Below are 25,848 nucleotides of genomic sequence, written 5' to 3'. Positions count from 1 at the left end.
GTACCGSCCTAGTACGGCAACCTACGCCAGGGGCTCTGGGGGAGATCGGAGAGGATGGGTCGGTGAACAGCCCGAACATCACGGAGTTGACCTCCGTCGTACTCGAGGTCGAGCGGCACGTCGCCGATTCCGGGTGGGATCAGCCCAGCCAGGTCTACGCGCTGGCCGACACCGCCGACCTGCTGGCGCGAGAACCCGCGCTGGCCCCCCACATCGGAGACTCCCCGCCTGGGTCGCTGACCCCGGTCGAGCAGGAACCGCTGCCGGTGGGGCGGCTCGACGAGGTGCTGGCGGGGATCGGATGGCCGCCGGAGGTGCTCGGATGCGTGCTGGTCACCGAGCTTGTCGTCCTGCCGCCCAGCGCGGAGGAGGAGGCTCCGTACTCCGATCACGAGATCGAGTACTGGGCGGCGAACCATCCCGAACGCCAGGACGTCCGCCTCGCCGTCGGGGTCACCCGCAGCGGGCTGCACGCGTCCTGCCTGCGAGTCCGCGGGGACGACGAACTCGTCATCGATCCGGATCTGGCCGACAACCTCGTCGACGGACTGCTCGCGACCTTCCAGTGAGTCGACCCGGCGGGCGGCGGCGCACGGCAGCCGCCCGCCCTCTTCCGGCGCCACCGGGCACAACGGCGCCACCGGGCACGCGGATGGCGCATGGCACGCGGATGGGGCGCGCTCAGCAGGAGGGCACCGCCGCGGCCGGATTCGTCCGGAGGGCGTCGACGGCCTTCAGCGCGCCCGCCAGCGATTCCACCTTCACCAGGCGCGGACCGCCGGAGTCGATCGCGCGGGCGTCACCGCAGTTCCCCGCGGGGACCAGGAAGATCGATGCCCCGGACGCCCTGGCCCCGAGGATCTTCTGCTGGATACCGCCGATCGGTCCCACCTCACCGGCGGAGGTGATCGTCCCGGTGCCAGCAATGATCTTTCCTCCGGTCAACGCGCCGGGGGTGAGAAGGTCCACGATGCCCATCGCGAACATCAGCCCGGCACTCGGCCCGCCGACATCGGAGATGCGGATACGAACCGTGAACGGGTAGGTCCGCTTCTCCGTCGTGGTGACACCGATCATGGCACGAGCGGGGTCGTCGGTGGCGGCCCGGGTCGTGACGGTGGCCRTGGCCGTCTTTCCGTCGCGCCGATAGGTGACCGTCACAGGATGGCCCGGAGCCACCTTCCCGATCTGCCGGCGCAGCTCCTCCTGGTTGGCCACGGCCATCCCACCGACCTGCACGATCACATCGCCCGGCATCAGCTTGCCGGTGGCCGGGGAGCCCGTGGGGACCCCGGCGACCGCGACCGAACGGCCGGTGGGCGCGATACCGAGCTGCGCGAGCGCTGCCGCGGTCGCCTGGTCCTGTGAGTCGAGCATCGCCTGCGCGTTCTCCTGCTGGATCTGCTCCTGGCTCGAACCGGGCGGCCTGATCAGCTCGCTGGGGACCACCGCCCGGTCGGAGTCGGACCAGTCCCGCAGCGCGGTGACGAGGTTGAGCCGGGGCGTCTCCTCGACCGTGGTCAGTTCGAGCTTGCCGGCGGTCGGATAGGTCCGCCGGCCGTCCACGGTGATCAAGGACGTCCCGTCAACGCTGCCGAGGGTGTCGGTGACCGGCCCGGGGGCCAAGGTGACGAACGGTACCGGCATCCACAGCCCCGCGACCACGAGAACCAAGGCCAGTACCGACGCGACCACGAGGGTCTGGGTGCGCCGGACCATGCTCGCAGTCTATGTATCAGGGCTCACGACCCTCGTCCCGGCGTCCGGGAACCGAGGTTCGCCACGACGGTCCGGGGTTGCGATGATCGACACCGAAAGGCATTCGGTGGCCCGAAAGGCGCGGCGGAAGGCCGTGGCAGAGTCCGGAAGGCCGCGCGGCGGGCCGGGAGGTGGGGAGTAAAGAACGAGATCGAAAGCACGGCCGAGGGACTCGAAGGACCACTCGGTCCTGAACCGCCGTCCGGCGGCCGGTGAGACGCCCCGGCCGCCGGACGGAAACGGTCAGATGGACTCGGGCGGCGGCGCCGTGTGTCTCGCGGACAACGGCGCCCCGGCCGAGGCGGACCGCCCGGGATGACCGGGATGACCGGGTTCGTCAAGGGCGGTAACGGTACGAACCTCGTGCTGGGCGGGGATCGGTCGGGCCAGCGCGGCCATACTGCGCCGATAGCCCTCAATCGTGATCATGGCTTCGGAGGTGCGGTCGGGACGGCTGCGTAGGGTGACCCACGCAAGAGTTATGAGCACGGCGACGGGGGGGATCAACAGGAACCACATGGGAGCCTCGACGTCGAGACGGGCAAGAAGATGACTTATTTCTATCGTAGGGTGCCCCGATCAGCAGGCGCCTACCCATTCCGCCGCGCCATCCGCAAAAATCTGGTGTTTCCAAATGGGAACCTGCTCCTTGATGTCATCGATCAGACGACGACAGGCGGCAAAAGCCTCCGCCCGGTGGGCCGCGCCGACCGCCACGATCACGGCGGTGTCCCCGACGGCGAGGTGACCGGTACGGTGGACCACCGCGACGGCCAGCACCGGTGCGGTCGCGGCGACGTCGCCGGCGACCCGGGCGATCTCCGTGCCGGCCCGGGGATGCGCCTGATACGTCAGGTCGGTCACCCCGCGGCCCTGGTCATGGCCCCGGACAGTGCCCACAAACAGGGCAATCCCCCCCACGCCAGGGGACCGCACAGCGGCCATGCACTCGTCCACCGACAGGACGCCGTCCCGGATCTCCGCGAGCGTCACCCGCGCGACCGGGTCCGGGTCCGGCACGGACGGCACGGACGGCACGGACGGCACGGACGGCACGGACGGCACGGACGGCACGGACGGCACGGACGACGGAGGTGGCGCGGGCGGGGCGGGCGCGATCGGCGGGGCCCCCGCCGGAGAACACGTCGGTTCCACAGCTACGACCGTAACGGTCGGGGCCAGCGCCGTTTCGCCCGTCGGGCAGAAAACGCATTACCGTGGGTTCATGTGCCAACCGTGCGTGCGACTGCCCGCCTCCCGAGGAGGCTACGGCCGATGAGTGGCAACTTCCCGTTCGGCTTCACGCCCGCTGGCGGCGGCGACGAGCCCCGGCCCCCCTTCGGTGGCGGCGCCCCGTTCTTTGCCGAGCTCGAACGGCTGCTGTCCTGGCATGGCGGTCCGGTCAACTGGGAGCTGGCCCGCCAGGTGGCCGTCAGGTCCCTCGGCGACACCGACTCCGCGGTGTCCACGGCCCAGCGGGAGCCGGTGAGCGAGGCGATACGGATCGCCGACGTCTGGCTCGACGCGGTGACCTCGCTGCCGGCCGGAGCCACGGCGGCGCAGGCCTGGTCGCGGCAGGAGTGGATCGAGAAGACCCTGCCGGTCTGGCAGACCCTCTGCGACCCGATCGCCACGAAGGTCGCCGAGGCGATGCGCACTGGGATCTCCAGCGGGCTGAACCACCTCGGTGGTGGCGGGATCGAGCTGCCGAGTGAGCTGCGCGGCGCGCTGCCCCCGGGACTCGACCTCAGCGGGCTGATGGCCACCGGCGGCCCGATCATGCAGATGATGGACCGGGTCGGCGGGATGCTGTTCGGCGCCCAGGTGGGGCAGGCGATCGGCACCCTGGCCGCCGAGGTCGTCTCCTCCACTGAGGTCGGGCTGCCACTCGGACCGGTCGGGACCGCCGCCCTGATCCCGGCGGGTGTCGTCGCCTTCGGTCAGGGCCTGGAGATCCCCGAGGACGAGGTCCGCATCTACCTGGCGCTGCGGGAGGCCGCGTCCAGCCGGCTGTTCGCGCACGTCCCCTGGCTACGCGCCCACGTCCTGGGCGCGGTGGAGGAGTACGCCCGCGGCATCGCGGTGGATACCGAGGCCGTCGGACGGGTGATGCGGATGGTCGACCCGACGGCGTTGATGAACCCTGAACGGCTGTCGGAGGCGCTCGGCGAGGACGTGTTCAGCGACGCCACCACCCCCGAGCAGAAGGCCRCGCTCGCCCGTCTCGAACTGATCCTCGCGCTGATCGAGGGCTGGGTCGATCATGTGACGGACGCCGCGGCCACCGGTCATCTGCCGGCCGCGGGCAAACTGCGCGAGATGGTGCGGCGCCGTCGCGCCGAAGGCGGTCCGGGCGAGCAGACCTTCGCCACGCTGGTCGGTCTCTCCCTGCGGCCACGCAAGCTGCGGGAGGCCGCCGCCCTGTGGGAGGCGGTACGGGAGGCCCGGGGTCACGAGGGTCGCGACGCGCTGTGGGCGCATCCCGATCTGCTGCCCACCGCGGCAGATCTCGCCGCCCCGGAGGCGTTCGTGTCCGGCGCGTCGTCGAGCGCGCTCGACGACCCGATCGGTGAAATCGAGAAACTCCGCGGCGCCCCACCCGCCGATGGCGGATCCGACGGGCCGGACAACCCGGACAGGTAACCCGGACGGACCAGTGATGATCCACAGTTTCGTCCACAGCACGTCCACAGCGATCCACGGGTGTTCATCCTTCGCCGGTCGGACGTGCCACGCTGAGGATCCGCCGGTCGCCGTGACCGGCCCGTCCTGGTCCGATTCCCCGGCCTCAACCGGCCGGCGGGAACACCCGGAGGATCCATGCGCCCGATCCTCAAGCCGGGCCTGCGCCGGCTCTGGCACAACAGCTCCACCCTGCAGCTCGGTATCGACACCGCACGCGCCGTCATCCTCGCCGACCTGGCCCCGTCGGACGCCGCCCTGCTCGACGCCCTCGACGGCAGCCGCACGCTGGAGCAGCTGCGTCTCGATGGCACTCCCGCCGGCCGGGTCCTGCTCGACCTGCTCGCCGAGGCCGGTCTGCTGGACGACGCCACGGCGCCTCCCGGTGCGGCACCGCTGCCCGCGGTCGAGCATGACCGTCTGTCGCCCGACCTGGCGGCGCTGTCCCTGGTGTCGGAGGATCCGGCCGGTGCCCGCCGGGTCCTCGCCACCCGCCGGGCGATGCGGGTCCTCGTGCGCGGCGCCGGTCGCGTCGGTGCTCAGGTCGCGGCCCTGCTCGCCGCGGCCGGGATCGGTCGGGTCGTCATCGACGATCCCGAGGTGACGACCGCCGCCGACGTCTCCCCGGGCGGCCTGCGCCTCGACGACGTGGGGCGTCCCCGGTCCCTGGCCACCGGCGCGGCGGTGACCCGGGCCAGCCGGCAGGGCGCCGGGCACCGTCGGCCCGACGAGGACCGGTTCGCCGCGGATCTGATCGTGCTGGCTCCGGTCGGTCTGCCGATGATCCACCCTGGGGAGTGCCTCGATCTGGAAGGCCGAGGCACCGCCCATCTCGTGGCCGGAGTGCGGGAGACCACGGGGATCGTCGGTCCGCTCGTCGTGCCGACCGTGACCGCGTGCCTGCACTGCCAGCACCTCCACCGGTACTCCCGGAACCCGGTCTGGCCGGTGCTCGCCATGCAGATGGTCCACCGCCCGGCCACCGGGCCGGACGCCTGCGAGATCACCCTGGCGGGTCTTGTCGCCGCGCTCACCGCCATGCAGGCCCTGGCCTTTCTGGACCTCGCCGCCTCGCCTCCACCCGACCTATCCGCCCTATCTGCCCTATCTGCCCTATCTGCCCCACCCGACCTGTCCGGCGTCACGGGACCCGCCCCGGTCCAACATCCCGATAACTCGGACCATCTGCCACCGACAGCAAGCAGCCATAATGAGACCTTCATTACATTGACTTCCCCGCGCACGGTCCTACCGGTGACCGCGGTCCTACCGGTGACCGCCGACGGCACGCTGGAGTTCACCGTTCCCGGCTGGCGGATTCGCCGACGCACCTGGCCGGTCCACCCCAACTGTCCCTGCCGCACCGCCCGATCGGCGGCCGCGTCGGCGGAGGCCTCTGCGCCGGTGGCACCCGCGTGACCGTTCCACCCCGCGGGCGGTCGCCGCGCCGGCGTCCTGGAGTCATTTGGCGTCCTGGAGTCATTACGCCTGGCCGGCACCCGTGACGACGCGGAACAGGGCACGATGGAGCAGTGTCCGAGATCCCACGGCGGGCCGTCGTCCGCACCGCCAAGCTGGCCACGCTTCCCATCGGAATAGCCGGCCGAGCCACCCTCGGCGTCGGCAAACGCATCGGTGGTCGCCCCGCCGAGGCCGTCGCCTCCGAGCTCCAGCAGCGCACCGCCGCGCAGATCTTCCGGGTGCTCGGGGAGCTCAAGGGTGGCGCCATGAAACTGGGCCAGGCGCTGTCCGTCTTCGAGGCGGTGCTTCCCGACGACGTCGCCGGGCCATACCGGGCGGCGCTGACCAGGCTGCAGGAGGCGGCGCCCCCGCTGCCGGCGGCAGTGGTGCACCGCGTGCTCGCCGAGGAGCYCGGAGCGGACTGGCGCTCGCTGTTCACGAGCTTCGACRACGTTCCGGCGGCGGCGGCCAGCATCGGCCAGGTGCATCGGGCGGTCTGGGCTGACGGCCGAGCCGTCGCGGTGAAGGTGCAGTATCCGGGAGCGGGTCCCGCTCTGCTCGCCGATCTCACCCAGCTCGGCCGGGCCGCTCGGCTGTTCGGCGCGGTCACTCCCGGATTGGACATCAAGCCGCTGGTCGAGGAGCTCAAGGCCCGAATCGCCGAGGAGCTCGACTATCGGTTGGAGGCCGCCTGGCAGGGGGCCTTCGCCGAGGCGTAYGCGGACGAGCCGGACGTCGTCATCCCCCGGCCGCTGGCCGGTTCTGGCCGGGTGCTCGTGAGCGAGTGGATCGAGGGAATACCCCTGTCCGTCATCATCGCGGATGGTACCCCGCAGCAGCGCGACACCGCCGGCCTGCTGCTCGTGCGGTTTCTCTATTCCTGCCCGGGTCGCGCCGGTCTGCTGCACGCTGATCCGCATCCCGGCAACTTCCGCCTGCTGTCCGACGGGCGGCTCGGCGTCCTGGACTTCGGCGCCGTGAACCGCCTGCCGGACGGCCTGCCGGCGCCGATCGGCCGGCTGGCTCGACAGACCCTGGCCGGGGACGCCGACGCCGTCGAGCAGGGACTGCGCCGCGAGGGCTTCATCCCGCCGTCGGCCGAAATCCGAGCCGAGGACCTGCTGGATTATCTGGCCCCGATGCTGGAGCCGATCGCGGTGGAGGAGTTCACCTTCTCCCGAGGCTGGCTGCGCAAGGAGGCCGCCAGGCTCGGAGACTGGCGGTCGGCGGCGGCACAGCTCGGTCGCCAGCTCAATCTGCCGCCGTCGTACCTGCTCATCCACCGGGTGACACTCGGCGCGATCGGCATCCTGTGCCAGCTGGGCAGCACCGGCCGCTTCCGGGACGAGATGGAGCGCTGGCAACCCGGGTTCGCCGAACCGGGGACGGCGACCGCCCGCGYGGCCGAGGACGCCAACCGGCCCGGTCGTCCCCTGCCCGCTCTCCCCGTCCAGGACGAGGCCGGAATCGTCCGGCCGCTGGACGGCCCGGTCGTTCTGGCCGGCGGGTTGCCCGGCCCGCGCAAACCCCGCAGACCAGGACGGACCGGCAGGACGACCAAGGCCCGCAAGGCCGGGAGGTCGGCGGCCGACACCGCTCCGGCGACTGCCGACGACCTGGCCACCGCCCCCGCGGCGCTGCCCCTACAGGCCGAGCCGGCCGAACCGAGCCGGCCCTCTACCCCGGCGAACCGCTCCGCCGCGGCTCGACCCGGGTCGGGCCGCAAGGCCGCCCCGCGCCGGGCACCGGACGAGGAGTCGTTCTCCGACCCCGCAACCGTGACCGACGCTTATTGACGGGCTGGCCCGGCGGGTCAACCCCCCGGCTGCTCGACGATGTCAACGATGTCGACGCCGAGGTACAGGAAGCCGTATCCCTCGTCCCGGAAACGCACCCCGGCGGCGCGCAGCGCAGCCCCCCAGTCGCCCTGGCAGGTGGGATCCGCCGCCTCCGAGCCGTGGTCGGCGGTCAGCAGGATCGCGGTCTCGGCCAGCAGATCCCGCTCGGCGAGCAGGTCGAGGAAGGCGCACAACCGGGCGTCCGCGTCCCGCAGCGCGGCGCGGGCCTGCTCGGAGTACGGGCCGCCCCCGTGATGCCCGGTGTCGGTGATGGTGGTGTTCCACCACATCAGGTCCGGGGGCACCGCGTCCGCCGCCCAGAGCTGCTGGACCTGCGCGAGGCCGAGCGCGTCCACCCGGGTGGACCAGGCATAGTCGGCGTTCTCCCCTACCCAGCGGGCGGTGGCGTGCGGGTCGCCGTCGGCCGCAGGCAGGTAGTCCCCCATATCGCCGGCCCCGCCGTGGTTACCGGCGGCCCGCACGAGCCCGAAGGTCGAGTAGTCCGCACCCCGGTCGACCGGTTCGTTCACGCAGGCGCTGGTCGCCCCGGGTCGGTCGCGCGCGAGGGCCTCGAACAGCGTCTCCACCCCGTCCCGAAGCTGATCRCACGCGGAATGCCAGGTCCGCACGTCGTTGACGATGACCTGCTCGCCGGTCGCCCGGTCGAAGTACACGTTGTGCAGGATGCCGTGCCGGCCCGGCCCGACTCCGGTGAGCGCGGAGGTGTGGTTGGTCAACGTGACGCTGGGGAACTCGGCGATCGCGCCGCCGGTCAGGGCCGTCCCGGTGGCAAGCAGACGCGCGACCCCCGGCAGCTCGCCGGCGTGCGCGAGGTGCAGGACGTCGTTGCTGTTGGCCCCGTCCCAGAGCAGGCCGACGACGTGCCGGGCCCCTGGCCCCACCAGATCGGTGAGCGGCGTCCCCTCCACATCCGCCATGGTCACGCCGGCGAGGGCCGCGAGGGTGGGTCCGATGTCGATGACCCGCGCCGGACAGGATCAGCGGAGCCCGGGACTGGCCGGCATCCAACGATCCGTGCTCACCCAGGTGGCCGCCGCGGTCGGGCCAGTAGTGCCGGGGGGTGTGTACGACGATCAGATCGGGTGAACGGCTGGGATCGGCGAAGGCGGACAGCAGTCGCCGTCCGGCGAACGGGTAGGAGTTGCGCTCGTTCGGTGGTGACGGGTCGGCGAGCGCCGCCGCGAGCGGCACGCCGTGCATCGGATCCTCCGACCCGAGCGGATCACGCCCGAAGCGAAGTTCCCGGGGACCGTCCGGATCGGCCACCGGCAACCGCGACGAACCGATCGCGTTCGCCACGTAGAGCCAGCCGGAATCGACCCAGGCCACGAGATCCACGATCGCGGCCAGCTCGGGACCGGTGAGGATGGCAACGGCCAGAGAAAGATCGTCGGATGCGGCCAGTCCCGGCGCTCCGGCCGGACCCGCACCTGTGGACACCGGGTAGACACGCTCGCTGCTGGGCACGCCGGAACAGTACCGGGGCCGCAGGCACCAGCGGAAGAAAAGCGCGGCAACACCGGTGGGCGGAACACCGACGATCCGGTGTCCCGCCCGTGCTGGTGCGGCGATGCCACCGCCGCCCCCGTGTGATCAACGGGTGGCACGGGGGCTCAGGCGGCGACCTCTTCTTCCTTGCGCTCCTTGCGCGGACGGCCGCGGGGCCGCTTACGCGGGACGACGCTGCCGGTCACCAGCAGTTCGCCGCCCCACACTCCCCAGGGCTCGGCACGGTCCAGCGCGGCGGACAGGCACGCCGCCCGGATGGGACAGGTCCGGCAGACGGCCTTGGCGGTCTCCACGTCCGCCGGGGACTCAGCGAAGAACATGTCAGGATCTACGTCCCAGCAGGGCAGGACGAGACGATCCCGCTCGATCCGGGAAACGACCGAGGGGTCGAACACCGATGTCACCTCCGAGACAGGTTGGTCTTCGGGTGGGATGAAGGAAGCGAAACGACAAAGGCCGCAGTCCCCATCGGGATCCGCGGCCTCGGATTCGGCTCCAGTCGGCGCTAGTCCAGGAGCGGATCGTGGGCGGATCCCCGGAAGGTGAAGTGACGGTGTGCATAGCCGGACGCCAGCGCCACGCCCCCCGCCGGGTTCGGGAACGCGGACTCCTGGGCCGACAGATCATCGGCTTGGACCGTGGGGACGGCGGCGGACGTGCCACGGCCTGCGGACGCACCGACGACGGCACCGATGGCGGCACTCATCAATGCCGCGCCGTGCCGGTTCTCCCACGGACGGGTGATCTCGGCGACAGCTCTGTCCATCACGATGCTGAACACGACGAAATCACCTCCTTCTCTGTGGGCTCGGGAGTCCGTGGGCTCGGGAGTCCGTGGGACCCGGAGTCCGTGGGACCCGGACGGGTGTCACTCCACATGCCCGCTTCAGGCGTCCTCGGTAACGGTAGAAGCTCGCCGCGCGAACCACAACATATTTTCTGTGTTGCGCCGCGAACACTTCCAGTTACGAAGCGTCGGGCGGCGTGTCGGACCCCAGTGACTCCACCACCGGCGGCGACCCGACCGGCGGCGTGCGCCCCGCGACGAGGGCGAGTACCTCCTCCCCGTAACGGTCGAGTTTGGCCTGTCCGATGCCGGGCAGCCGCACGAGCTCGGCCACCGTGCCCGGCCGGCTCTCGGCGATCGCCTGCAGCGTGGCGTCGGTGAAGACGACGAAGGCCGGTGCCCCCTGTTCCTTCGCCCGCGCCGAACGCCACACCCGCAGGCGCTCGAACAGCGCGGCGTCGACGTCGCCGGGGCAGCCCTCGCAGCGCCCGACCCGCGCGTGCACACCCGTCAACGACCGGCCGCACGTCCGGCACCGCACCGCCGACCTGCTCCGGGACCGACCCGGGCCGGTCTCCTCCGCCCCGGCCACGGGCCTCGTGCCCTCGCCTCGCCCCCCGTGGCGGACGCCGGCCGCGGACTCCCGGCGCATCGGACGCAGATCGTCGAGGAAGCGAGACGGCCGCCTCGACCGCCGGCCGCCCTCCGCCCGGGACAGCGCCCAGGACAGGACGAGGTGCCTACGGGCCCTGGTCACCCCGACGTAGAGCAGGCGACGTTCCTCGGCGATCTGCTCGGCGGTCCTGGCATGGACGAGGGGAAGCGTGCCCTCGGTCAGCCCGACGAGGAACACCGCATCCCATTCCAGGCCCTTGGCGGTGTGCAGGGTCGACAGGGTCACCCCCTGCACCGTCGGCTGATGCTCGTGGGTCGCGCGGTCGCCGAGCTCGGCGACGAAGGCCTCGAGGTCGGCCTCGGGCGAACGGGCGGCGAGATCGCCGGCCAGCCGGTGYAGCGCGGCGAGGTTCTCCCACTGTTCCCGCTCGGCGCCCGAGCCCACCGTCGGCTGGTCCGCCCGCCAGCCGAGCGCCGCGAGGATGTCGGCGACAGCGGCCGTGAGTCCCTCCGGGCGGTCGGTGTCGGCGGAGCGCACCGCGGCCCGCAGCAACCTCATGGCCGCGACGACCTCGGTCCGCTCGAAGAACTTCTCCCCGCCCCGGAGCAGGTAGGCGATACCGGCCCCGCCGATCGCCGCCTCATACGCCTCGGACTGGGCATTCGTGCGGTACAGCACGGCGATCTCACTCGCCGGCACGCCCTGGTCGAGCAGCCGGCGGATCCGGGACGCCACCGCGGCGGCTTCCGCCGGCTCGCTGTCGCACTCCAGCCACACCGGGGCGGGACCGTCCGGGCGAGCGGCGACGAGGCGGGCCGCCGGGGCCGCCCGCATCAGGGTGTTCGCGAGTCCGACCACCTGGGGGGTGGACCGGTAGTCTCGGATCAGACGCACCACGGCCGCGTCCGGGAACCGGCGCGGGAATCCGAGCAGGTGCTCGGGCGACGCCCCGGTGAACGAATAGATCGTCTGATGGGGGTCCCCGACGACACAGAGGCTGTCGCGCTCCCCCAGCCAGGCGTCGAGGACACGCTGTTGCAGGTCGTTGACATCCTGATACTCGTCAACGACGAAATGGCGGTATCTGGCCCTCACCTCGGCCGCGACCCAGCTGTGCTCCTCGATCATCGCCGCGGTCAGCAGCAGCAGATCCTCCATGTCGATCACACCGGCGTCGCGCTTGACCTCCTCGTACGCGGCGTAGAGCCGGGCGACCGTCTCGGGGGGAGCGGCGGTCTCCCGCCCGCTCGCCGCCGCCATCCGGGCGTAGTCCGCCGGGGTCACAAGCGTCGTCTTCGCCCACTCGACCTCCGAGGTGAGGTCGCGCAGCTCGGCCCGGTCCGGCCGCAGGTGCAGGCGGGCGGCCGCCCGCACCACGTACGGGATCTTGCTCTTCTCCACCTTGGGCAGCGCGACCCCGGCGACCGACGGCCAGAAGTACAACAGTTGCTTGAGAGCCGCGGAATGGAACGTCCTGGCCTGCACTCCATCGACACCCATGGCCCGCAACCGGCCGCGCAGCTCTCCCGCAGCCCTGGCCGTGAAGGTCACCGCCAGGATCTGGCCCGGCCCGACCCCCCCCTGCGCGACCATGTGCGCGACTCGATGGGTGATGGTGCGTGTCTTACCTGTACCGGCGCCGGCGAGGATGCAGACCGGTCCGAGCGGGGCTCCGGCCGCGGCCCGCTGTTCGGGATCGAGCGCGGCGAGCAGATCGTTGCCCGATCGCACACGGGCGGYCTGGGCGGCGAGGGCAGGCGGTCCGGACATCATCCGATACGGTAGTCCCCGCCKCGCGGCGGGAACCGACGGCGCCGCGGTGGGGTTACATGAACCGTTGTGTCACCAGCGGCTTGGAGGCCCTTTCGTGCTCACGATCTACACGACTTCCTGGTGTGGCTACTGTGTTCGGCTGAAGCGCCAACTCGACCATGCCGGCATCGAGTACACGACCGTTGATATCGAGCAGGACCCGACAGCAGAGCAACGTGTCCGCGATGCGAACAACGGGAACGCGACCGTGCCGACCGTGCTCTTTCCCGATGGCACTGTGATGACGAACCCGAGCCTTCGCCAAGTCACAGAGAAGGCCACTTCTGCCGCATAACGGATACGTAGAGCAACGACATCTCGGGAGTTCTTACCTTCCCACTGCACACGCGGCCGGCTCGTGGGACGGTGTCCGTTACTGCCCGTGAAGTTTGTGGGAGAGTTCGGCCTGTGTCGTCAGCACCTTCAGAACAGGCGTGGAGCACCGTCGATGCCGCGYTGCGGGCCGCCAGTGCCCTTCACCGGATGGAGACGGCCTGTTTCGTCGTGGTATCGACGAYGACCGCGAGCTATCTCCGGGTAACAGGTCCCTCCCCTGGTCTCGACGAGGGAACGCACTATCCCCGGGGGGACAGCCTGGTCGCCCGCGTGCTCGACGGCACGCCCGCCACGGCGTCCGGTCTTGACCCGACGCACGCCGGATCCGACACGGCCGAATACCGCCAGCTCGGGATACGCAGCCATGTCACGATGCCGGTGGTCCGCACGGACGGTCGGCTGGTGGGCCTCCTCGTCGGCCTGGACCGTAGCAAGGTGATCGTATCGGCCGACATCCTGGCCCTGCTGCGCGGGGTAGCCGATGCACTCGCGGTCACCGGGGACGTTCCCGCGCCGAGCCCGCCGACGGTCTCCGCGAACGGTCCCCGCCCGCCCGGCGGCCCGCCCCCGCCGGGCCCACCGGCGACCCCGCGCCCACCGGGGCGGATACCCACCCCGCAGACCATCGCGCGGGCGGCCCGGCCCGGACCGCCGGGCCGGGCCGGGCCGGACCGGCCCGGACCGCCGTCCGCGGCGGGCGGAACCGGGGCGGGAACCGGCCCCCGCCGGACCCCCTCGGACATGCGCCTTCGACGTACTCCCGCCGGGTGGGTCGTGGAGGGCCCCGGAGCCGAGATCCGGCCGGTCGGCGACCTCCTCTCGGCAATGGTGCTCGCCGATCTGCTGGCCGAGGATCTCGCCCCGCCCGGCCGACCCCGCCGCCCCGATCGTGACCTGAGCGAGGTCGAGCAGCTCCGGCTGTCCGTCGTCCAGCTGGAACACGCGCTGGCCTCCCGCGTAATCGTGGAACAGGCCATCGGGGTCCTCGCCGAACGTAACCACATCCGCCCGCGGGAGGCCTTCGAGCGGCTGCGGCGCACCGCTCGCGGAATGGGACGCAGGGTGCACGATCTGGCTCGGCAGGTGGTCGATTCGGTTGGCGACCCACGCGCCGTGCTACCGGGCGAGCTCGGTGGGCGGGGCGGCAATCCACCGGGCGGTGGACCACCGGCACCGGGCCCCGGCGGCGGCGCGCCCCGCCCCGCGCCCCCGCGTCCCACCTCCACCAGGCGCTGAGCACGCCCCCGCCGGGAGCGGGACCCCCGGGAGCGGGACCCCCGGGAGCGGGACGGGCCCGGTGCTCAGGTCGCGACGATGCCCAGTGCCCCCACGGTCGCGGAAATCCTGGCCGCGTCCCCGACGAGCACCGTGATCAGCTTTGCCGGGGCAAGCAGGTCCGCGGACACCGCCTGGATGTCGCCCACGCCGACCTCGGCGRGGGCGCGCGGGTGATCACGCAGGTACTCGACCCCGATCCCGGCCCCGGCCAGCGCCGACAGCGTCGAGGCGAGACCGGCGGCGGTCGCGCTGCCCAGTGCCAACGTGCCAACGGCGTATTGGCGGGCGGCGTCGAGCTCCTCCTCGCTGGGCGGTAGAACCGCMATCCGCCCGAGCTCGTAGAAGATCTCCAGCAACGCGGGCCCGGTCACCTCGGTGGCGACGTCCGCTGCGACGGTGAACCGTGACCCTGCCTGGTAGTGATCGATCGAGCTGCGCGGGGAGTAGGTGTAGCCCTTGTCCTCGCGGATGTTGTTGACCAGCYGGGAACTGAAGTAACCACCGAAGATGGTGCTCGCCAGCCGCTGCGCCGGGTATCCGGCCGCGGAACGGCCCAGGGCCGGTCCGCCCAGCCTGATGTTGGTCTGCACGGCACCCGGACGGTCGACGATGACGATCGGGCCGGTGGTGAGGGCTGGGACCGGCGGGACGGTCCGCGCGGGCCCGCCCGTCCAACCGCCGAGCGCGGCGGAGACCGCCGCGAGAGCACGCGGCGCCGGCACGTCCCCGACCAGGGTGAGGATCGCGCCGGCCGGGGAGATCAGTTCGGCGTGCAGGGCCCGTACGTCCTCGGGGCCGACCTGTCCGACGGTCTCCGGCTCGGCGATGCCGGTGGCGTAGGGGTGGTCACCGAAGAGCCGGCCGAGCAGCGCCTCCCGGGCGATGACCGCGGGCTGGCTACAGGCGATCGCCGTGTCCTCGACGATCCGGTCGCGTTCGCCGGTGACCTCGTCGTCCGGGTAGGTGGCGCTGAGGAGCACCTCGGCCATGATTCCCAACAAGGGTTCGAGGYTCACCGCAAGGGCGGAACCGACGATGGCCAGCCGGTCGGCGTCAACCCCCGTCGACAACGATCCGCCCAGGCGCTGGACCTCGGTGGCCAGGCCCACCCGGTCGAAGCGGTGTGATCCGGTGAACAGCGTCTCCGCGAGCACCTCGGCCCGGGCCTGGTGCACGGCRCCGACGCCGGCGAAGGGGATCCGCAGCCGCACCTCGACCAGGGGCACACTGGCCCGCTCCACCACCAGCACCCGCAGACCGTTGTCGAGAGTGTGGTCGGTGACGGCCGGCAACTCCGCCGGGACGGTCGGGCGCACGGCCGGGATGACCGCCGCCCGGGTGGTCGTCGAGCTCAGCGCGCTGCCGCTCATGAGGCGGCGCCGGCACGCAGCTCCAGGACCGAGCGGCCCTGGTCGAGAAGCGTCCGGGCGGCCGCGGCGACGGCCTGCCCGGTCACCGCGGACAGTTCCGCGGGCAGTTCGTTCACCAACTCGGGACGTCCCCGTTGCAGCTCATGCACGGCCATGGCGAGTGCCCGTCCCAGCGCGTCGTCGGACTCACGCAGCAGCGAGGACGCCACCCGCGCCTGCACCCGCTCCAGCTCRCCGTCCGCCAGGCCCTCGCCCGCCAGCCGCGCCAGTTCCTCGTCGACGGCGGCGAGGACGGCGTCCGCGCTCGCGTCCTCGGACTGGCGGGCCTCCAGGGTCAGCAGCAGCGGGTCACGCTGCTCGAACGGATCCCCGAAGGTGCCAAGGTAGGTGCTCACACCGATGACCGAGCGATCCTTCTGCACCAGGCGGCGTTCGAGCCGGCTGGCGTCGCCGTCGCTGAGGATCTCGGTGAGCAGGTAGTAGGACAGGTAGGTGGACAGGTCTCCGATCGGGTCGGGCACCCGGTAGCCGACCGCCAGGGCGGCGCGCGGCGCGAGCGGGTCGGTCAGCACCGCCCGGCGCTCGGTACTCGGCACCGGCTCGGCGAAACTCACCCGCGTCGGCACCGAGCGGGCGGGGATGTCACCRAAGTACCGGTGGACGAAGGTGAGCGTCTCCTCCGGGTCGATGTCGCCGACGATGGTCAGCACGGCGTTGCCCGGTGCGTAGTACTTGTCGAAGAAGTCCTCGGCGTCGTCCAAGCTCGCGGCCTCGARCTCGGAGAAATCCCCGTAGCCGTTGTGGGCGTTCGGAAAGGTGTCGAACGYGACCGGCGGCAGCTTGATCCAGGGAAATCCCCCGTAGGGGCGGTTCAGGACGTTGACCCGGATCTCCTCCTGCACCACGGCGATCTGGTTGTCCAGGTTCTGGCGGGTGATCTTCGGCGCCCGCATCCGGTCCKCCTCCAGGAACAGGGCCAGTTCGAGCGCCCCGGCCGGGAGCAGCTCGAAATAGTCCGTGTAGTCCGGGTGCGTCGATCCGTTGAAGATTCCGCCGGCGGCCTGGACGTGCTTCGGATGCTCGGCCTTACCGACGTTCTCGCTGCCCTGGAACATCAGGTGCTCGAACAGGTGAGCGAATCCGGTACGGCCCTCGGGCTCGGATCGAAACCCGACGTCGTAGTGCACCGAGACGGCCACCACCGGCGCGGTGTGGTCGGGGGCGAGCAGCACGCGCAGGCCGTTACCGAGCCGGGTCCGCTCGATCGGATAGGAGGATGCCGGCAGGGCCGACTTCACCGCGGTGGACGCGGCCGGGCCGGGTTCTCTAGGCGGGGACACAGTTGCCAACGCTACTGCCCGGCGGGCCGCGCCGGTGGCGAAGAGGACGCCCATCCCAAGTCATGGCCACGGGAGGCCGTGCCCCGACCCGCCCGGGACCGATTCCGCCGGCCGTCGGCGACGACCACGGGCGGCCCCGCCCAGACGACGAGGTGCGGGAGATTGCGACGGTCGGGCGGCAAACTGTCCTCATGGGACAGTTTCCAGCCGGGCTGAGCGAGATCCTCGCTGCCGAGTTCGACGCTCTGGGTGAAGAGATTATCGCCGCGATCGCCCGGGAGGTTCCCGCCTACGCGCGCCCGCTGGAGGGCAAGTTCGGCCATGGGGTGCGCCGCGGAGTCGACGAGGCGTTGTTCCGCTTCCTCAGCCTGGTCGAGGCCGGTCCCCACTGCACTGTCGACCTCGCCGCCAGCCGGGAGGTTTATGTCCGTCTCGGCCGCGGCGAGGTGTACGCGGGACGGTCGTTGGACAACCTGCTGAGCGCCTACCGGGTGGGCGCCCGCGTCTCCTGGCGGCGCCTCGGGGAGGCGGCGGCCCGCCGCGGCGGGCTGGACGGCCCGGCGCTGGTGTCCCTCGCCGAGATGATGTTCGCCTACATCGACGGCATCTCCGCGGCCTCCGCCGAGGGCTACGCCTCCGAGCAGTACACCGCGGCCGGTGAACTGGAGCGGCTGTGGGACCGGCTGGGCGAGATGCTGCTGTCCGGCGCGGCCGGCGGGGCGATCGCGCAGGTCGCCCGTTCCGGCAACGTGCGGCTGCCCGGCCGGCTGGCCGCCGTGCTCGTCCCCGCCCCGACCGGCTCCGCGGCCACCCACCCGGCTGACGGCGAAGCCGACCACGAGGCCGACCACGAGGCCGACCACGAGGCCGACCCCTGGGCAGGCTCGCTCCCCTCCCGGTTGCCCTCGGGCTGCCCCCGCGCCGTGCAGGGGGCAGACATCTGGGTGTTCGTCGGCTCAACCGAGCGGGCGGCCACCCGGGCGGCACTGGCGAAACAGCTCGCCGGGCTCGCCGCGGTGGTGGGACCGGCCGTGCCGTGGGGTCAGGCGGCGGCRAGCGCGGCGCGGGCGAGGTTCGCCTGCGATGCCCGCAGCGCCGGGCGGCTTCGCGGTATCGCCGCGGCCGACCCCCTGTTCACCGACGAACATCTCAGCGCCCTGCTGCTGGCCAGCGACCCCGGGCTCATCACCGACCTCGCGTCCCGCCGGCTCGCCCCCCTTGACGGGCTGCCCGACCGGACCAGGGAACGGCTGGCCGAGACCCTCCTGCACTGGCTGACCCTGCGGGGGCAGCGCGGGCTGATCGCCGAGCGGTTGCACATCCATCCGCAGACCGTCCGCTACCGGGTCAACCAGCTTCGCGAGCTGTTCGGACCATGTCTGGAGGACCCTGACACCCGCTTCGATCTCGAACTGGTGCTGCGCGCCGGGGGCGCCGAGGACGTGGCCACCGACCCGGTGAGCGCCGCGGTCCGCGAGGACACGGACGAGGGCCGKGGCCCGGGCTCCCGCCGTCCCGCGGCGGTGCGGGGTCGGCCACTCGGGYCGTGACGGACCCCGCATCCGATACGGTCCAGGCGTGCGGCTGGGCTCCTTCAACATCATGCACGGCCTGTCGCTCACGGATGGGACGGTCGAGCCCGCCCGCTTCGCCGCGGCCGTCTCCGCTCTCGGCGTGGACGTCCTCGGGCTCCAGGAGGTCGATCTCGACCAGCCACGATCGGGTGGGCTGGACCTCGCCGCGGAGGCGGCGGCGATGATCGGAGCCGGCGACGACGACTGGCGGTTCGTCCCCACCGTCTTCGGCACGCCCGGCGTGGGCTGGCGGCCGGCTGACGGGCAGCGCCRGGACGACGAGCCGGCGTACGGCATCGCTCTGATCAGCCGGCTGCCCGTCCGTGAGTGGCGAGTGATCGACCTCGGCCGGGCGCCGGTGCGGTCCCCGATCGCGATACCGGGGGGTCCGGACAGGCGGGGACGTCTGATCATGCTCGACGACGAGCCGCGGGCCGCGATCGCCGCGCGGGTGGAGTCGGCCGGGGGCCCGCTGACGGTGGTCAACACCCATCTGTCGTTCGTGCCGGGGTGGAACGCCGTGCAGCTGCGCCGGCTGGCCCGCCGGCTCGCGGACGTCCCGGGGCCGCTGGTCCTGCTGGGCGATCTGAACCTGCCCGGCCGGCTACCGGCCGCGCTCACCCGCTGGCGCCGGTTGGCGGTGACGCCCACCTACCCCGCGCACTCCCCGCGGGTGCAGCTCGACCATGTGCTGGCCCGCGGGCCGGTAGGCAGGATCATCGCCGTGCAGGCCCGCCGCGTGCCCATCTCGGATCACCTGGCGCTGTCCGTCGACCTCGCCGACCCGCGGGCCTGACCCGCGGCGGGCCCGGTGCTCGGACTCGCGAGCAGGTCGGCGAGCTCCTCCTCGGACAACGTCGGGGGCCGGACAACGGCGCCGGTACGCACGTACAGGAAGGCGGCGTCGACCGCACTCGGGTCGACGCCCCGCAGGCGGGCCCAGGCCAGCCGGTAGATCCCGAGCTGAAGATCGTCGGCATCGGACCGGCCGGTCTTCCAATCGACCACCTCCCATCGACCGCCGCCGAGGTCGTAGACAGCGTCGATGCGACCGCGCACGATCCGCCCGGCGAGGCGGAGCTCGAAGGGTGCCTCGATCGCGAATGGCCGCCGGGCACCGTACGCGGTACRCAGAAACGCCTGCTGCAGCGAGCGCAGATCGTCGTCGGTGAGCTCCGCGTCGGCCGCGCCGGGCAGATCCTCGGTGTCGATCAGTGCACGGTAGTCGAAAATCTCCTCAACCCAGGCGTGGAACCGGGTGCCGCGACGGGCCGCGGCCACTGGACGGCGCGGCAGCGGCCGGACCAGCTCACGGGCGAACGCCTCCGGGTCCGCGCGCAGCCGGACGATCTGGGACGCGGTGAGGCTCGCCGGCAGGGCGACATCGGTCCGCGCGAGGCGTGCCGCGCGTTCCTCGGCGAGCAGCAGCCGGGCCTCCCGGTCGAGCTCGGCGAGCAGGACGCGCTCGGCCGCCGTCATCCCGGCCGGACCGTCGACGAACGGTTCCCCGGCCGGTTCCGCCGACGCCCCCGGTACGCTCAACGCGGCCAGCCGCGCCATGACCCCCTCGGCCGCGGCGAGGCGCCGGGCGTACGGCTCCGGCTCGTAGGGGATCGGCCAGGCGAACCGTTCCGGCGTCGCCAGCGCCGGGTTGGTACGCTCCGCCGGCTCCGGCGCCCAGACGTCGACCAGCCCACCGCCGGTGCGGGCGTGCTCGGCGAGCTCGTCGAGGAACACCGAGGCACCGCGTGGGGTCTTCTGGGTGGGCCCCCACCAGTGCCCGCTCGCGAACAGCAGCGACTTCGCCCGGGTGACCGCAACGTAGGCGAGCCGGCGTTCCTCCCGCTCGGCGTACTGACGGGCATCGGCCCGGAAGGCGTCCAGGGCKGCCTTCTCGGCGCAGACCGTGAACGCCGGCAGATCGTCGGCATCGCCGCGCAGCGGGATCGGCAGCACGCCCGGCGAGGTGGTCCACTGGTCGCGCACGGTCAGGTCAGGGAACACCTTGCTGGTCAGGTTCGGGACGGCGACGACCTCCCATTCCAGGCCCTTGGAGCGATGCATCGTCATCAGGGCGATCGCGTCGGCCCCGGACGGGCCGGCGACGTCGAGACCCCGCTCGTGCTCCCGCGCCGCCCGGAGGAATCCGAGGAACGCGGGCAGGGAGTTCGTGCCGTCGGGATCGGTGAAGCCCGCGGCCACATCCAGGAAGGCCGCGACGTTCTCCTGGCGCCGGGCCCGCACCGCCACCTCGGTCGCCGTGAGCTCCACGTCCAGCCCGATCGTCGCGACCACCCGGTGCAGCAGGTCGAGCAGGCCCTCGCCGACGTGCCCACGCAGCGCGGCGATCTCGGCGGCAAGCCGACGCACCCGGGCGCGCCCCGGCGCGGACATCTGCGGCCCGGGGTCGTCGAGGACGTCCGACAGGGCGACGACGTCGGCGGGGTCGACGTCGGCGACCGCCTCGGCAAGTGGATCGGACCGTCCCGGCAGGTCCGGATCGCCGACCGGGTCCGGGACCCGCGCCGCCTCACGCGCGTGGCGGCCGAGCGCGGCGAGATCCCGGGGGCCGAGCCGCACCCGCGGCCCCGTGAGCAGCCGGACGAGCGCGGCGTTCGCCGTCGGCGAGTCGAGCACCTCCAGCATGGCCACGATCTCGGCGACCTCCGGGACGATGAGCAGCCCGGTCAGCCCGACGACCTCGACGGGCAGCCCGGCCGCCTGCATCGCGGTAAACAGCGCGGGGATGTCGCCACGGGCCCGGACCAGCACGGCGATGTCGCCGGGAGCGGTGCCGGCGTCGACCACCCGGCGGAGCTGGCCGGCGATCCAGGCCACCTCGTCGGCCCAGCTGACGTGCAACGCGACCACCGCCTCGCCCTGGTCAGCCACGTCGGGCCGCGGGCGGAGCTCGACGACGCGGTGACGGGCCCGCAGCTGTGCGGCGACGGTGTTGGCGAGGCGGAGCAGCCGGCCGCCGCTGCGCTGGTTCACCGACAGTTCGTAGACGGCCGCGGGCGTGCCGTCGGCCCCGGGGAAGTGCGTGGGGAAGTGGTCGAGGTTCGCCACCGACGCCCCGCGCCAGCCGTAGATCGCCTGGCAGGGGTCGCCGACGGCGGTGACCGGATGCCCGCCGCCGAACAGGCCGGTGAGCATCCGCCGCTGGGCCACCGAGGTGTCCTGGTACTCGTCGAGCAGGACGACAGCGGCCCGCGCCCGCTCGGCCCGACCGACCTCCGGCATGGTCTCGGCGAGCCTCGCGGCACAGGTGACCTGGTCACCAAAGTCCAGGACATCGCGTTCCCGCCGGGCCGCCCGGTACTCCGCCACCAGGGCGGCCAGCTCCCGGCGCCCCCGGGCGGCGGCCGCGCACCGGCGTAGCTCCCGGCGGACGCCCCGGGTGCCCCGCCGCTGCTCGGCACGCCGCAGCGCCGCGTCGATCTCGGCGAGCAGCGCGCCGTCGAACGCGACGAGGTCCGCCGGATCGACCAGGTGCTCGCTCATCTCGGCGTCCAGCGCGACGAGCTCGCCGACGAGCGCGCCCAGCGAACGTGTCAGCGCCTCCACCTTCCCGCCGTGGGAGCGGGCGACCCGGGCGGCGAGCTGGTAGCGGGCCGCGCCGGAGATCAGCTGGAGGTCCGGCTCCAGCCCCAGCCGCAGGGCGTTGTCGACGACCAGCCGCCCGGCGAAGGCATGGTAGGTGGCGACGGTCGGCTCCCCGTCCACCTCGCCGTCCGCGGCCGGTCCACCCGGGCCCGCCCCAGCCGACGCCTTGCGCAACGCCAGCCGCACCCGGCCGGACAGCTCCGCCGCCGCCTTCGTCGTAAAGGTCAGTCCGAGCACCTGGTCGGGCCGCACCTGCCCGGTGGCGACGAGCCAGACCACCCGCGCGGCCATCACCGAGGTCTTGCCGGATCCCGCACCCGCGATGATGACCCCCGGTTCGAGCGGAGCGGTGGCCGCGGCGATCTGCTCGTCGGTATACGGGACCTCCAGCAGGTCGCGCAGGTCGTCCGGGTCGAGCCGGGGACCGGCGACGCCGCCCGCCGGGTCACCGTCGACGTCGCCGTCGAAACCGGGCAGGAACGGCTGGCGGGGAATCGTCACGTGGACGCCCGCGCCCGGCTGCTCCACCCGCGGGTTCACTCGACCACCTGACGTCCCTCGGGCCGCGCGGGGCAGCTCGTCTGGAAGGTGCACAGCGTGCAGTGGTCGCCGGGCGTCGGCCGGAACGCCTCGGCGTCGATGGTGCGCACCGCCGCGTCGAGCACCTCGTCCATCCAGGTCGCGCCGTGGGGAGGCAGCGCGCTCTGGGCCTGGACCTCCGGCGGGCCAGGCCGCTCCCCCGGCAGCCGCGGACCGGCCGCCGCAGCGCCGGCATCCCGCCGGAGCTGCACGAGCTCCGCCCCGCCGGGCACCGCCCGGGGCTGATCCGCCCCGGGCTGATCCGGCGCCGCGGCCGCGAGCACATCGTCGAGCGCGCCGGCCCGCACGGCGAGCTGATAGCTGCCCAACTGGGGGTGGGTGGCGAGCTCGGCGGGAGCGACCGCGGTCCGACCGGTCTTGAAGTCTATGACGTGGACCCGGCCGGCCTCGTCCAGTTCGAGCCGGTCGATGAATCCGCGCAGCTGGACGTCCCGCCCGGCGACCCGTAGGTCGCAGGAGAACCTGACCTCCGYGTCGATCACGCGCCGACCGCGCTCGGCGGCGTGCCAGTCCAGGAAGCGGGCGAGCGCCTCGCGGGCGGCCGCGCGCTCCTGATCGGAGCGCCAGCGGGCGTCGAAGTCCAACTGCCGCCACACCGTGTCCAGCCGGGCGTCGAGCGCGGCGAGGTCGGCCGGGGTCCRCCCGGTCGTGACCTCGTCCGCCAGGGCGTGCACCACCTTGCCGAATCCCTGCGCGGTCGAGRCCGGGGTGACCGCGTACGCCTCGTGCTCTAGGAACCACCGCAGGGAACAGGCGCCGATGCTCGACAGCGACGAGCCGGACAGCCGGATCGGCCCGGCCACCGGGACAACAGGAACATCCGACGTGGTGGGGTCGAGCAGCCCCCACCAGGTGTCCGGGTGCGCGGCCGGCACCAGGGGCCGGCCCGCCTGGTCCCGTGCGGCGGCGAGCGCGGCGAGGCGGGCCTGCGCGGCGGAGCGCATCACCGGGCTTGAGTCCGGTTCCGTCGCCAGCCGGCGCAGGGTCGCGACCAGGCCGACCAGGGTGAGCGGCCGGGCTGGGCGACCGGGCACGTGCTCCACCGCTACACCCAGTTCCTCAAGGAAGCGGCTCGGCAGGCTGCCGTCGTCCTCGGGGCTGTTCACCGCGGTGACGACCAGCCGGCGCCGCGCCCTGGTCAGGGCGACGTAGAACAGCCGACGTTCATCGGCGAGCAGGTCCTGGCGGGTCAGCGGCGGGCGCAACCCGCCCCGGGACGGCGCGTCGAGCTGCTCCGCACCGAGCAGCGAATGCCGCTCCCGCAGGTCGGGCCAGGTGCCGTCCTGCACTCCGCAGACGACGACGACCTCCCATTCGAGCCCCTTGGCGCGATGGGCGGTCAGCAGCCGCACCCCGCGGCGGCGCACGGACTCCCCGGCCGGCTTGAGGACGTCCCCGGCGATCTGCTGGCGGGTGAGCTCCGCGACCAGGGACGCGACGCCACCGCCCGGCCCACGCCGCTGGCCCAGCCGGGTGACGGCATCGAAGAGCGCCACGACGGCGTCGAGGTCACGGTCGGCCGCGCGCCCGGCGGCGCCCCCGGCCGCCGAGGCATGTCGCAGCCGCGCCGGCCACTCGCTCGCCGACCACAGCGCCCACAGCGCGTCCTGCGGGGCGCCCGAGGAGTCCCGCAACGCCTGACCGGCCGTCCGCAGCAGACCGCCGACCCGCCGGACCGGACCGGCCAGGTCGTCGGGGATCGTCGCCAGCCAGTGGTCGGGCTCGGCGACCGCCGCCCGCAACAGCTCCGCCGACGGCGCCGGATGCTCGGACCCCGCGTCGCGCTCGAAGGTGCGCAGAGCCCGGCCCAGCGCCCGCAGCCCGGCCGGGTCCGCTCCACCGAGCGGCGAGGTGAGCAGGGTGCGCGCCGCGTCGACGGTGAGCGCCCCGGCCGGATCCTCCGCGCAGCGCAGCGCCAGCAGGAGCAGGGCGGCGGCCGGCTCCTGGGCGACCGGCAGGTCGTCACCGTCGGCGCTGACCGGAACGCCGGCGGCGGCCAGCACGCGGCGCAACCGGCCGATCCGCTCGGCCGTGCGGACCAGGACCGCCATCGCGTCCCAGGCGACGCCGTTCTCCAGATGTTCGCGACGGAGCAGGTCGGCCACCGACTCGGCCTCCGCGCCGGTGCCCGGAAACGTGCGGGCCTGCACCTGGCCTGCCCCGGCGTCGGCGCGCCCGACGAGGTCGCGGTGTGCCCGGATCGCGGCCACCGGAAGCCCGGCGGCCGGGATCCGCCGGGCCACGTGCCGGCTCGCCGCCAGCGGGGCCGGGGCCATCCGCCGACAGCGCCGCAGCGCGACGATCGGCGCCGGCTCGCCGTCGAGGCGGGGGAACCGGGCCGGGAAGCCCAGCAGGCCGGCGACCTCGGCCCCCCGGAAGGCATAGATCGACTGGTCCGGGTCGCCCAGCACGACGAGGTTGCCACCACCACCGGCCACCGCCTCCAGCAGGCGTTCCTGAGCCGGATCGGTGTCCTGGTACTCGTCAACGAAGACGTGCCGGTAGCGCCCACGCAGCCAGGCGCCCCCCTCGGCACTCTCGGCGACGACCAYGGCCCGGTGGACGAGATCGGTGTAGTCGACCGCCCCCTCGAATCCGAACACGTCGAGGTACATCTCGTAGAACTCGGCGAGGGCGGCCCAGTCCGGGCGGCCGGTACGCCGAGCGAGCTGCGCCAGCGCGACCGGTTCGAGCCCGACCTCGCGGGCCCGGGCCAGCAGCGCCCGCACCTCCTCGGTGAAACCGCGGGTGCGCAGGCAACCCACAAGCGGCTCGGGCCAGACCGGCCGGCCGTCCTCGCGGGAACCCTCGATGAGATCGCGCAGCCGACTGTCCTGCTCCGGGCCGGACAGCAGCCGGAGCCCGCCCGGCGGGGCCGGCCGCTCGTGCGCGCGCAGCAGCGCCAGGCACCAGGCGTGGAACGTCCACGCCCCGGGACCTCCGCCGGCCCCGCCCTCGGCACCGAGCCGTGCGGTGATCCGCTCCCGCAGCTCTCCGGCGGCTCGCCGGCTGAAGGTGAGGACCAGGATCGACCGCGGATCCGTCCCGGCTTCGATCCGCGCGGCGACCGCCTCGACGAGCGTGGCCGTCTTCCCGGTGCCGGGCCCGGCGAGCACCAGCAGCGGCCCGACGCCGTGCTCGACCACCGCGCGCTGCGCCGCATCCAGGACGAGCGGACGCGGCGGCGCGACCGGGGCGGCGATCAGCCGGTAGCCGGGGCGCGGGGCGGTGGGGGCGGGGGCAGGAAGGACGACCACGGG

Annotated in this window: 20 protein-coding genes; 9 read left to right on the top strand and 11 right to left on the bottom strand. The window is 73.1% G+C overall.

Annotated elements, in window-relative coordinates:
* Positions 1-62 precede the first annotated feature (62 nt).
* Entirely contained in the window at positions 63-569 is a 507-nt protein-coding gene (locus Manayef4_RS11565) for a PPA1309 family protein (protein ID WP_011438157.1), read from the top strand.
* Between the two features lie 112 nt (positions 570-681).
* Here the strand turns inward: Manayef4_RS11565 and Manayef4_RS11560 are convergent, their stop codons facing one another.
* From Manayef4_RS11560 to Manayef4_RS11550, 3 genes are all read right to left on the bottom strand, one after another.
* Complete coding sequence (locus Manayef4_RS11560; RefSeq protein ID WP_070131580.1) at positions 682-1,719, bottom strand: PDZ domain-containing protein; 1,038 nt, start codon at positions 1,717-1,719, stop codon at positions 682-684.
* Positions 1,720-2,001: 282 nt separating this feature from the next.
* Positions 2,002-2,277 carry a hypothetical protein gene (locus Manayef4_RS11555; protein WP_011438159.1) on the bottom strand — a complete coding sequence of 92 codons (276 nt, stop codon included), beginning with the start codon at positions 2,275-2,277 and terminating at the stop codon, positions 2,002-2,004.
* 60 nt (positions 2,278-2,337) lie between these two features.
* Positions 2,338-2,778 carry a molybdenum cofactor biosynthesis protein MoaE gene (locus Manayef4_RS11550; protein ID WP_035729938.1) on the bottom strand — a complete coding sequence of 147 codons (441 nt, stop codon included), beginning with the start codon at positions 2,776-2,778 and terminating at the stop codon, positions 2,338-2,340.
* Between the two features lie 255 nt (positions 2,779-3,033).
* Between Manayef4_RS11550 and Manayef4_RS11545 the strand changes: the two genes are divergently transcribed.
* From Manayef4_RS11545 to Manayef4_RS11535, 3 genes are all read left to right on the top strand, one after another.
* Positions 3,034-4,401, top strand: coding sequence for a zinc-dependent metalloprotease (locus tag Manayef4_RS11545; protein ID WP_070131579.1), 1,368 nt, complete (start codon positions 3,034-3,036; stop codon positions 4,399-4,401).
* A 177-nt stretch (positions 4,402-4,578) separates the two neighbouring features.
* On the top strand, positions 4,579-5,859 hold the full coding sequence (locus Manayef4_RS11540) for a ThiF family adenylyltransferase (RefSeq protein ID WP_070131578.1): 1,281 nt from the start codon (positions 4,579-4,581) through the stop codon (positions 5,857-5,859).
* Between the two features lie 113 nt (positions 5,860-5,972).
* A complete protein-coding gene (locus Manayef4_RS11535) occupies positions 5,973-7,697 on the top strand; it encodes an AarF/ABC1/UbiB kinase family protein (protein ID WP_070131577.1) in 1,725 nt (574 codons plus the stop codon).
* Positions 7,698-7,714: 17 nt separating this feature from the next.
* Here Manayef4_RS11535 and Manayef4_RS26660 read toward each other — a convergent pair whose 3' ends face one another.
* Positions 7,715-8,668: an alkaline phosphatase family protein gene (locus tag Manayef4_RS26660; RefSeq protein WP_308726832.1), complete on the bottom strand. Its 954-nt coding sequence runs from the start codon at positions 8,666-8,668 to the stop codon at positions 7,715-7,717.
* Positions 8,669-8,711: 43 nt separating this feature from the next.
* Between Manayef4_RS26660 and Manayef4_RS26655 the strand changes: the two genes are divergently transcribed.
* Positions 8,712-8,846 (top strand): hypothetical protein, encoded by a 135-nt coding sequence (locus Manayef4_RS26655; RefSeq protein WP_023841362.1) that lies wholly within the window; start codon positions 8,712-8,714, stop codon positions 8,844-8,846.
* Between the two features lie 527 nt (positions 8,847-9,373).
* On the opposite strand, the gene Manayef4_RS11525 is transcribed toward Manayef4_RS26655, so the two are convergent.
* The 3 genes from Manayef4_RS11525 to Manayef4_RS11515 all read right to left on the bottom strand — a co-directional run bounded on the left by Manayef4_RS11525 (position 9,374) and on the right by Manayef4_RS11515 (position 12,445).
* On the bottom strand, positions 9,374-9,664 hold the full coding sequence (locus tag Manayef4_RS11525) for a WhiB family transcriptional regulator (RefSeq protein WP_011438164.1): 291 nt from the start codon (positions 9,662-9,664) through the stop codon (positions 9,374-9,376).
* Positions 9,665-9,774: 110 nt separating this feature from the next.
* Entirely contained in the window at positions 9,775-10,050 is a 276-nt protein-coding gene (locus Manayef4_RS11520; protein ID WP_011438165.1) for a hypothetical protein, read from the bottom strand.
* A gap of 184 nt (positions 10,051-10,234) precedes the next feature.
* Positions 10,235-12,445, bottom strand: a complete 2,211-nt coding sequence (locus tag Manayef4_RS11515) for an ATP-dependent DNA helicase UvrD2 (protein ID WP_070131576.1) — start codon at positions 12,443-12,445, stop codon at positions 10,235-10,237.
* 94 nt (positions 12,446-12,539) lie between these two features.
* Between Manayef4_RS11515 and Manayef4_RS11510 the strand changes: the two genes are divergently transcribed.
* Positions 12,540-12,779 (top strand): mycoredoxin, encoded by a 240-nt coding sequence (locus Manayef4_RS11510; RefSeq protein ID WP_011438167.1) that lies wholly within the window; start codon positions 12,540-12,542, stop codon positions 12,777-12,779.
* Positions 12,780-12,892: 113 nt separating this feature from the next.
* Positions 12,893-14,056: a GAF and ANTAR domain-containing protein gene (locus tag Manayef4_RS11505; RefSeq protein WP_070131575.1), complete on the top strand. Its 1,164-nt coding sequence runs from the start codon at positions 12,893-12,895 to the stop codon at positions 14,054-14,056.
* Positions 14,057-14,121: 65 nt separating this feature from the next.
* Here Manayef4_RS11505 and Manayef4_RS11500 read toward each other — a convergent pair whose 3' ends face one another.
* Together Manayef4_RS11500 and Manayef4_RS11495 are read right to left on the bottom strand one after the other, a co-directional pair.
* Complete coding sequence (locus Manayef4_RS11500; protein ID WP_070131574.1) at positions 14,122-15,468, bottom strand: pitrilysin family protein; 1,347 nt, start codon at positions 15,466-15,468, stop codon at positions 14,122-14,124.
* The gene (locus tag Manayef4_RS11495; RefSeq protein ID WP_070131573.1) at positions 15,465-16,766 is read right to left on the bottom strand and encodes a pitrilysin family protein; all 1,302 of its coding nucleotides are present in this window, start codon (positions 16,764-16,766) and stop codon (positions 15,465-15,467) included. Before Manayef4_RS11495 ends, Manayef4_RS11500 begins: the two co-directional genes overlap by 4 nt.
* 233 nt (positions 16,767-16,999) lie before the next feature.
* Between Manayef4_RS11495 and Manayef4_RS11490 the strand changes: the two genes are divergently transcribed.
* A complete protein-coding gene (locus Manayef4_RS11490) occupies positions 17,000-18,358 on the top strand; it encodes a helix-turn-helix domain-containing protein (RefSeq protein ID WP_254665595.1) in 1,359 nt (452 codons plus the stop codon).
* Between the two features lie 28 nt (positions 18,359-18,386).
* Positions 18,387-19,178 carry an endonuclease/exonuclease/phosphatase family protein gene (locus tag Manayef4_RS11485; protein WP_070131571.1) on the top strand — a complete coding sequence of 264 codons (792 nt, stop codon included), beginning with the start codon at positions 18,387-18,389 and terminating at the stop codon, positions 19,176-19,178.
* Here Manayef4_RS11485 and Manayef4_RS11480 read toward each other — a convergent pair.
* Positions 19,136-22,528 carry an ATP-dependent DNA helicase gene (locus tag Manayef4_RS11480; RefSeq protein WP_070131570.1) on the bottom strand — a complete coding sequence of 1,131 codons (3,393 nt, stop codon included), beginning with the start codon at positions 22,526-22,528 and terminating at the stop codon, positions 19,136-19,138. The genes Manayef4_RS11485 and Manayef4_RS11480 overlap by 43 nt on opposite strands.
* Positions 22,525-25,845: an ATP-dependent DNA helicase gene (locus tag Manayef4_RS11475; protein WP_070131569.1), complete on the bottom strand. Its 3,321-nt coding sequence runs from the start codon at positions 25,843-25,845 to the stop codon at positions 22,525-22,527. Before Manayef4_RS11475 ends, Manayef4_RS11480 begins: the two co-directional genes overlap by 4 nt.
* Positions 25,846-25,848: the final 3 nt, after the last annotated feature.

The sequence above is a fragment of the Frankia sp. CgMI4 genome (assembly GCF_001756285.1).
Lineage (GTDB): Bacteria > Actinomycetota > Actinomycetes > Frankiales > Frankiaceae > Frankia > Frankia casuarinae.
Note: the sequence above shows the minus strand (reverse complement) of the source record. Positions and strands in the feature narration are given on the sequence as shown.